The organism is Mycobacterium sp. (assembly GCF_046091765.1).
In the GTDB taxonomy this organism is placed as follows: Bacteria; Actinomycetota; Actinomycetes; order Mycobacteriales; family Mycobacteriaceae; genus Mycobacterium.
This window is the reverse complement of record NZ_JBJTCF010000052.1, coordinates 88,597-95,996: the sequence shown is the minus strand read 5'-3', so window position 1 is coordinate 95,996 and position 7,400 is coordinate 88,597. Positions and strand designations below refer to the sequence as shown.

General features: G+C 67.9%; 4 protein-coding genes. 1 reads left to right on the top strand and 3 read right to left on the bottom strand.

All coding sequences use genetic code 11. From position 1 onward, the window contains the following. The first annotated feature begins 82 nt into the window (after positions 1-82). Positions 83-931: an LLM class F420-dependent oxidoreductase gene (locus tag ACKOB8_RS05215; protein ID WP_526376157.1), complete on the top strand. Its 849-nt coding sequence runs from the start codon at positions 83-85 to the stop codon at positions 929-931. Between the two features lie 5 nt (positions 932-936). Here the strand turns inward: ACKOB8_RS05215 and ACKOB8_RS05210 are convergent, their stop codons facing one another. The 3 genes from ACKOB8_RS05210 to gltB all read right to left on the bottom strand — a co-directional run bounded on the left by ACKOB8_RS05210 (position 937) and on the right by gltB (position 7,293). Next, positions 937-1,116, bottom strand: coding sequence for a hypothetical protein (locus ACKOB8_RS05210; protein ID WP_526376158.1), 180 nt, complete (start codon positions 1,114-1,116; stop codon positions 937-939). Positions 1,117-1,247: 131 nt separating this feature from the next. Beyond that, positions 1,248-2,714 carry a glutamate synthase small subunit gene (gene gltD / locus ACKOB8_RS05205; protein ID WP_526376153.1) on the bottom strand — a complete coding sequence of 489 codons (1,467 nt, stop codon included), beginning with the start codon at positions 2,712-2,714 and terminating at the stop codon, positions 1,248-1,250. Next, positions 2,707-7,293 carry a glutamate synthase large subunit gene (gene gltB, locus ACKOB8_RS05200; protein WP_526376152.1) on the bottom strand — a complete coding sequence of 1,529 codons (4,587 nt, stop codon included), beginning with the start codon at positions 7,291-7,293 and terminating at the stop codon, positions 2,707-2,709. The genes gltD and gltB overlap by 8 nt, the downstream gene beginning before the upstream one ends. Between the last annotated feature and the right edge of the window lie 107 nt (positions 7,294-7,400).

The window sequence follows — 7,400 nt, the reverse complement described above, 5'->3', positions numbered from 1 at the left end:
GCCTGCACCTGCTGCTGCTGTGGAAGCACCCACCGGCGCCCCCACCGGCGCCCCCACCGGCGTAGTCAGGGCGGTCCACGCCGTGCGATTCGCGTTCAAAACCTCGCAGCAGGACACCCGGTGGGCTGACCTGCTGAAGCTCTGGCAGGTCGCCGACGACATCGAGGTCTTCGAGTCCGGCTGGGTGTTCGACCACTTCTACCCGATCTTCTCCGACTCGGCGGGGCCCTGCCTGGAGGGCTGGTCGCTGTTGGCCGCTCTGGCGCAGGCCACCACCCGGCTGCGGCTGGGCGCGCTGGTGACGGCCACCCACCATCGTCATCCGGCGGTGCTGGCCAAGATGGCCGCCAGCGTGGACATCATTTCCGGCGGCCGACTCGAACTGGGCGTCGGCGCGGGCTGGAACGAGGAGGAGTCCCTGGCCTACGGGCTCGACCTGGGCACCCTCATGGATCGCTTCGACCGGTTCGAGGAGGCCTGCCAGGTGCTGATCGGATTGCTGAGCCAGCCCACCTTCGATTTCGACGGTCGGTTCTACCGGCTGCGGGCCGCCCGCAACGAACCCAAGGGGCCACAGCGTCCGCACCCTCCGATCTGCATCGGGGGAAACGGTGAGCGACGAACCCTGCGGATCGCCGCGCGCTACGCGCAGCACTGGAACTTCGTCGGGGGATCGCCTCAGGAGTTTGCCCGCAAGCGCGACGTCCTGGCCGCGCACTGCGCCGACGTCGGCCGCGACCCCAAGGAGATCGTGCTCTCAGCGCACATCCGGCTGACCGCCGACCGCGGTCCCCGGGGCGTCATCGAGGACACGATCGCACTGGGGGCCCAGGGCCTGGACCTGGCGATCGTCTATCTGCCGGTACCGCATGACCCCCGGATGCTCGAACCGCTCGCCGAGGCGATCGCCAAGTCGGGTCTGTGCCGCTAGAAGCCTCAGAATCCGTAGCGCATCAGTTCGGCGGGAGTGATGAGCCGTTCGTGTTTGGCCGGAAACCCACGGCTCTTGAGGGGGTGGCGCAGCAGTGACCAGGCGATCCGCCCGGCGCGCGATTGGGTGAACGGACTGATGATCGGGTTGAGGAACACGAGGATCTCTCCTGTGGTCGACGTCATTGGCAACCGGGGATGCACCGGGGATCACTGTAAACCTCAGCAACCCACCCCAGCAATTAGAACCGCATCACAATCCGAAAAAGGGAAGGCGCGCCGATGCTGGTGGATTGTTACTGATGTTGTCTGTGTGGCTAGCGTTGCGGAGCTGCTGAGGGCTCGATGGGCGCTGGCAAAGCTGAATGGCCCATCAAGAAGCGGTCCACGCCGGCCGCCGCCGCGCGGCCCTCGGCGATCGCCCAGACGATCAGCGACTGGCCCCGGCCCATGTCGCCGGCGACGAACACCCCCGGGACGGAGGTCTCGAAATCGGCGTTGCGGGCCACGGTGCCCCGTTCGGTGACCTGAACCCCGAGGTCGGTCAGCAGGCCCGGCCGTTCGGGACCGACGAAACCCATGGCCAGCAGCACCAGATCCGCGGCGAGTTCGAAGTCGGTGCCCTCGACCCGTTCGAACCGGCCGTCGACCAGGGCGACCTCGTGCGCGCGCAGCCCGGTCACCCGGCCGTCGCTGCCCAGGAACCGCTCGGTGCTGACCGAGAAGACCCGCTCGCCGCCCTCCTCGTGCGCGGAGGACACCCGGTACATCAGCGGGTACGTCGGCCACGGCGTGGAGGGGTCCCGGTCGGATCCCGGCCGGGGCATGATCTCGAACTGGTGCACGGTCACCGCGCCCTGTCGGTGGGCGGTACCCAGGCAGTCCGCCCCGGTGTCACCGCCACCGATGATGACCACCCGCTTGTCCTTGGCCGTGATGGGCGGCTCCCCGTCGGCGCCGGCGACCGGGTCACCATGGGTCATCCGGTTGGCCCACGGCAGGTACTCCATCGCCTGGTGGATTCCGTCGAACTCGCGGCCCGGGATGGGCAGGTCGCGCCAGTCGGTGGCACCACCGGCGAGCACCACCGCGTCGAACTTCTCCCGCAGTTCCGCCGCGGTGATGTCGACGCCGACGTTCACCCCGGCGCGAAATGTGGTGCCCTCGGCGCGCATCTGCTCCAGACGGCGGTCGATGTGGCGCTTCTCCATCTTGAACTCGGGGATGCCGTAGCGCAGCAACCCGCCGATGCGGTCGTCGCGTTCGAAGACCGTCACGTCGTGGCCGGCCCGGGTGAGCTGCTGGGCGGCCGCGAGTCCGGCCGGGCCCGAACCCACCACGGCGACCGACTTGCCGGTCATCAGGTGCGGCGGGTTGGGCACTACCCAGCCCTCCTGAAATGCCCGGTCGATGATCTCCACCTCGACCTGCTTGATGGTCACCGGGTCGGAGTTGATGCCCAGCACGCACGAGGCCTCGCACGGTGCCGGACACAGCCGACCGGTGAATTCCGGAAAGTTGTTGGTGGCGTGCAGCCGCTCGATCGCGTCGCGCCAGCGATCCCGGAATACCAGGTCATTCCACTCCGGGATGAGGTTGCCCAGCGGGCAGCCGTTGTGGCAGAACGGGATTCCGCAGTCCATGCACCGCGCGGCCTGTTGCTGGAGCACCTGCTGATCGAACTCCTCATAGACCTCCCGCCAGTCGCGCAGGCGCAGCGGCACCGGACGCCGAGACGGCGTCTGGCGCTGCGGGTACTTGAGGAAACCGCTGGGATCAGCCATGGGAGGCCGCCATGATCGCCTGGTCGATGTCGGCTCCGCTGCGTTCCGCGTCAGCGATCGCCTTCAGTACCCGCTTGTAGTCGCGCGGCATCACCTTCACGAAATCACCGGCCTGACGGGGCCACTCGGCAAGGACGCGTTCGGCAGGCACGGAGTCGGTGGCCTCCCGGTGCGCAAGGAGCATCTCGTGCAGCCACTGCAGGTCGGTGTCGTCGAGTGGCTCAAGGTCGACCATCTCGGCGTTGAGGTTCTGCGGCAGTTGACCGTGCGGGTCGTGAACGTAGGCGATACCGCCGGACATGCCGGCCGCGAAGTTGCGGCCGGTGGGTCCGAGGATCACGACCCGCCCCCCGGTCATGTATTCGCAGCCGTGATCGCCGACACCCTCGACGACGGCGTGCGCGCCGGAGTTGCGTACCGCGAACCGCTCCCCCACCATTCCGCGGATGAACGCCTGGCCGCTGGTGGCGCCGAACAGGATCACGTTGCCGCCGATGATGTTGTCCTCGGCCGCATAGCTCTGCGGTGCGTCCTCGGAGGGACGCAGCACGATCCGGCCCCCGGACAAGCCCTTACCGACGTAGTCGTTGGCGTCTCCGCGCACCCGCAGCGTGATGCCGGCCGGGACGAACGCGCCGAAGCTGTTGCCCGCCGACCCGTCGAAGGTGATGTCGATGGTGCCGTCGGGAAGACCGTTGCCGCCGTAGGCTTTGGTCACCTCGTGACCGAGCATGGTGCCCACCGTGCGGTTGGTGTTAGCGATCCTCGTGGTGAACCGCACCGGCTTGCCGGAGTCCAGCGCCTCCCGGCACTGCGCGATGAGCTGCTGATCGAGTGCCTTGTCCAGGCCGTGGTCCTGGCGCGAACTGCAGTACAGATCCTGGTTCATGAAGGCCGAGTCGGGCTCGTGCAGAACCGGCGCCAGATCGAGCTTGTGCGCCTTCCAGTGCGCGGCGGCCCGGGTGGTGTCCAGGACGCCGACCTGACCCACCATCTCGTTTACCGTCCGGAACCCGAGCTGGGCCATGGACTCGCGGACCTCTTCGGCGATGAACAGGAAGAAGTTCTCCACGAATTCGGGTCTGCCGTTGAACTTCTCGCGCAGCACCGGATTCTGCGTCGCCACACCGACCGGGCAGGTGTCGAGGTGGCAGACCCGCATCATGATGCAGCCCGACACCACCAGCGGGGCGGTGGCGAAGCCGAACTCCTCGGCGCCGAGCAGCGCGGCGATCACCACGTCACGGCCGGTCTTGAGTTGACCGTCGACCTGGACCACGATCCGGTCGCGCAGCCCGTTGAGCAAGAGTGTCTGCTGGGTTTCGGCCAAACCGAGTTCCCACGGCGCTCCGGCGTGCTTCATCGACGTCAGCGGGGTGGCACCGGTGCCACCGTCGTGACCGCTGATCAGCACCACGTCGGCGTGCGCTTTGGAAACGCCGGCCGCAACCGTCCCCACGCCGTTCTCGCTCACCAGTTTGACGTGGATGCGCGCTGACGGGTTGGCGTTCTTGAGGTCGTAGATCAGCTGTGCGAGGTCCTCGATCGAGTAGATGTCGTGGTGGGGCGGCGGGGAGATCAGCCCCACACCCGGTGTGGAGTGCCGGACCTCGGCGACCCACGGATAGACCTTGTGACCGGGAAGCTGACCGCCCTCGCCGGGCTTGGCGCCCTGGGCCATCTTGATCTGGATGTCGGTGCAGTTGGTCAGGTAGTGGCTGGTCACCCCGAACCGGCCGGAGGCGACCTGCTTGATCGCGCTGCGACGCCAGTCGCCGTTGGGATCGCGGTCGAACCGGCTGACCGCTTCGCCGCCCTCGCCCGAATTCGACCGGCCACCGAGCCGGTTCATCGCGATGGCCAGCGTCTCATGCGCCTCCGCCGAGATCGAGCCGTAGCTCATCGCACCGGTGGAGAAGCGCTTGACGATCTCAGTGGCCGGTTCCACCTCATCGAGGGGTACCGGCGGGCGCGCGCCGTCCTTGAATGTCAGCAGACCGCGCAGCGAGGCGATGCGCTCACTCTGGTCGTCGACCAGCTTGGTGTACTGCTTGAAAATCTCGTACTGGCCGGTGCGCGTGGAGTGTTGCAGCTTGAACACGGTGTCCGGATTGAACAGGTGAAACTCGCCCTCGCGGCGCCACTGGTACTCCCCGCCGACTTCGAGTTCGCGGTGCGCGCGTTCGTCGGGCCGGTCCAGATAGGCCAGCTGATGGCGAGCGGCGACGTCGGCTGCGATGTCGTCCAGGTCGATACCGCCCACCGGGCAGCTCAGTCCGGTGAAGTACTCGTCGAGCACCTTCTGCGAGATACCGATGGCCTGGAACAGTTGCGCGCCGGTGTAGGAGGCGACGGTGGAGATTCCCATCTTGGACATGACCTTGAGCACGCCCTTGCCGGCGGCCTTGATGTAGTTCTGCAGCGCCTTCTCGCGATCGAGACCGGAGATGACGCCCCGGTCGATCATGTCGCTGATCGACTCGAAGGCGATGTAGGGGTTGATCGCACCGGCGCCGAAGCCGATGAGCATCGCCATGTGGTGGACTTCGCGGGCGTCACCGGACTCCACCACCAGGCCGACCTGGGTGCGGGTGCGCTCGCGCACCAGGTGGTGGTGCACGGCCGCGACGGAGAGCAGCGAGGGGATCGGCGCGGAGGTCTCGTTGGACTCCCGGTCGGAGAGGATCAGGATGCGGGCGCCCTCGGCGATGGCCTTCGACGCCGCCGCTCGGATGTCGTCGAGTGCGCGACGCAGACCCGACCCGCCCTTGGCGACCGGATACAGGCAGCGGATCACCGCCGAGCGCATGCCGTGGCGGTGGCCGTTGACCTCGTCGTCGGGATCGAGGTTGACCAGCTTGGCCAGTTCGTGGTTGCGCAGGATCGGCTGCGGCAGCACGATCTGGTGACAGGACTCCGGCACCGGGTTGAGCAGATCGCCTTCGGGTCCGACCGCGGCCTGCAGGCTGGTCACGACCTCTTCGCGAATCGCGTCCAGCGGCGGGTTGGTGACCTGAGCGAACAGCTGCTGGAAGTAGTCGTAGAGCATCCGCGGACGGGTGGAGAGCACCGCGATCGGGGTGTCGGTGCCCATCGAACCGATCGGCTCGGCACCGGTGCGCGCCATCGGGGCGACCAGCAGGTTGAGTTCCTCGTAGGTGTAGCCGAAGGCCTGCTGGCGCAGCACCACCCGGTGGTGGGGCATCCGGATGTAGGGCCCCTGCGGCAGGTCGTCGAGGTGGAACTGCTCGGCGGACAGCCACTGCCGATAGGGGTGCTCGGCGGCGAGCTCGGCCTTGATCTCCTCGTCGGAGATGATGCGGCCCTGCGCGGTGTCGACCAGGAACATCCGGCCGGGCTGCAGGCGCATGCGTTTGATCACCCGCGACGGGTCGAGGTCGAGCACCCCGGCCTCCGACGCCATCACCACCAGGCCGTCCTCGGTGACCCAGATACGCGAGGGGCGCAGCCCGTTGCGGTCGAGCACCGCGCCGACGACGGTGCCGTCGGAGAAGCACACCGAAGCCGGGCCGTCCCAGGGCTCCATCAGCGCGGAGTGATAGGCGTAGAAGGCACGCCGGTCCGGATCCATCGACTCGTGTCGTTCCCACGCCTCGGGGATCATCATCAGCACCGCGTGAGCCAGGCTGCGCCCGCCCAGGTGCAGCAGTTCGAGCACCTCGTCGAAGCGGGCGCTGTCGGAGGCACCGGGGGTGCAGACCGGGAAGATCTTCTCCACGTCCGAGCCGAAGACCTCGGTTTTGATCAGCGCCTCACGCGCGCGCATCCAGTTCTCGTTGCCGGTGACCGTGTTGATCTCGCCGTTGTGCGCAATGCGCCGGAACGGGTGGGCCAACGGCCAGGACGGGAAGGTGTTGGTGGAGAACCGCGAGTGCACGATGCCCAGCGCACTCTCCATCCGCTCGTCCTGCAGGTCGAGGTAGAAGGCCTTCAACTGGGGCGTGGTGAGCATTCCCTTGTAGATCAGGGTCTTGCCGGAAAGGCTCGGGAAGTACACCGTCTCGCGGCCGGGGCCGTCCTGGCCGGGACCCTTGGTGCCCAGTTCGTGCTCGGCGCGCTTGCGGATCACATACGCCCGACGCTCCAGCTCCATGCCGGACGCACCGCCGATGAACAGCTGCCGGAAGGTCGGCATCGCATCGCGCGCGAGCGCGCCCAGCGAGGAGTCGTCGGTGGGAACCGGACGCCAACCGAGCACAGTCAGACCCTCGGCCTCGACGATCTTCTCGACGGCCTCGCATGCCGCACCGGCGTCGCGGGCCGACTGCGGCAGGAAGGCGATACCGGTGGCGTAGCCGCCCTCCTCGGGCAGCTCGAAATCGGCCTGCTCCCGGCACACGGCCCGCAGGAAACGGTCGGGCACCTGAACCATGATCCCGGCGCCGTCGCCGCTGTGCGGCTCGGCACCGGCGGCTCCGCGGTGCTCGAGATTCAGCAGGGCGGTGATCGCGTGATCGACGATGGCCCGGCTGCGCCGGCCGTGCATGTCGACGACCATGGCGACACCGCAGGCGTCGTGCTCGTAGGCGGGGTCGTACAACCCGGCGCTCTGGGGCATGACTGCTCTTCTCTCGCCTTCTGCCGCGCGGCGATTGGTCCGTGGCAACACGTCAGTCGGATAACCCCCGTGCGTCGCTGGACGGCGGCCCCGCCGTGGCCCGCTCC

Bases quoted from the DNA above. Each gene is read 5' to 3' on its own strand.
- ACKOB8_RS05210 (WP_526376158.1), bottom strand. From the start codon at position 1,116: ATGACGTCGACCACAGGAGAGATCCTCGTGTTCCTCAACCCGATCATC.
- gltD (WP_526376153.1), bottom strand. From the start codon at position 2,714: ATGGCTGATCCCAGCGGTTTCCTCAAGTACCCGCAGCGCCAGACGCCG.
- gltB (WP_526376152.1), bottom strand. From the start codon at position 7,293: ATGCCCCAGAGCGCCGGGTTGTACGACCCCGCCTACGAGCACGACGCC.